The organism is Cupriavidus sp. WS (genome assembly GCF_000395345.1).
Lineage (GTDB): Bacteria > Pseudomonadota > Gammaproteobacteria > Burkholderiales > Burkholderiaceae > Cupriavidus > Cupriavidus basilensis_B.
Genome location: NZ_AQPL01000728.1, coordinates 1 through 724, shown reverse-complemented (window position 1 = coordinate 724; position 724 = coordinate 1). Strand labels below are relative to the sequence as shown.

Annotated in this window: 1 protein-coding gene and 1 pseudogene; both read right to left on the bottom strand. The window is 72.2% G+C overall.

The window, feature by feature from the left end:
- Positions 1 to 192: pseudogene (locus K206_RS0136895) on the bottom strand (hypothetical protein); the annotation flags it as partial.
- A partial coding sequence (gene fdhE, locus K206_RS0136890) for a formate dehydrogenase accessory protein FdhE (RefSeq protein WP_020207196.1) occupies positions 189 to 724 on the bottom strand: 536 nt, incomplete at its 5' end. The gene fdhE and the pseudogene K206_RS0136895, both read right to left, overlap by 4 nt.

The window sequence follows — 724 nt, the reverse complement described above, 5'->3', positions numbered from 1 at the left end:
CTGCGCGCGGCAGCCGTCGAGCAGGCCGCGCAGCGTGGCCGTGACCTGGGTGCGGCCGTGGCTGGCCAGCAGCGGCTGCAGCTCGGGCGCGTTGAGCAGGCGGTCGAGCGAGGGAATGTCCGCCGGCCCGGCGAGGGCGGGCGCGGTGGGCATGGCGGGCATGGCGGGCGTGCCGTCGTCGAGCGCGCTCAAGACTGCGCTCCCTGCCACAGCAGCGGGTTGCCGCTGGCGCGCGCGTAGCCGGCCTCGCCCATCAGCACGTCCAGCGCCAGCGTGGCGAGGTCGTCGGCGACGGGCTCGACCTCCATGTCCTTTTCCATGTAGCAGATCTTGCGGTAGGTATGGCAGTGCTCGCAGGACTCGGCCTTGACCGCGTGCAGGCCGTCGCTTTTTTCCGTGGCCTCGCGCCGGGCCGTCTCGTTCTCGGCGACGTGGTAGGCGATGCCCTCGGTGGATTCGCAATGGCTGCACTTGATGCGCACCATGTGCCATTCGGTGGCGCACAGCGCGCAATGGAGATAGCGCAGGCCCTGGTAGCGCCCGCCGATGCGCACGATGCTGGCCACCGGCAGCGTGCCGCATGCCGGGCACACGGTGTGCACGTCGAGCGCCGGCACGTCGGCCTCGGCGAGCTGGCTGGCCCGGCTGGTCCAGCCGACCTGGAGCGCGGCCATCAGGAACGGCGCGATGGCGGGGTCGGCTTCGTCGTCGCGCCCGCCCAGCA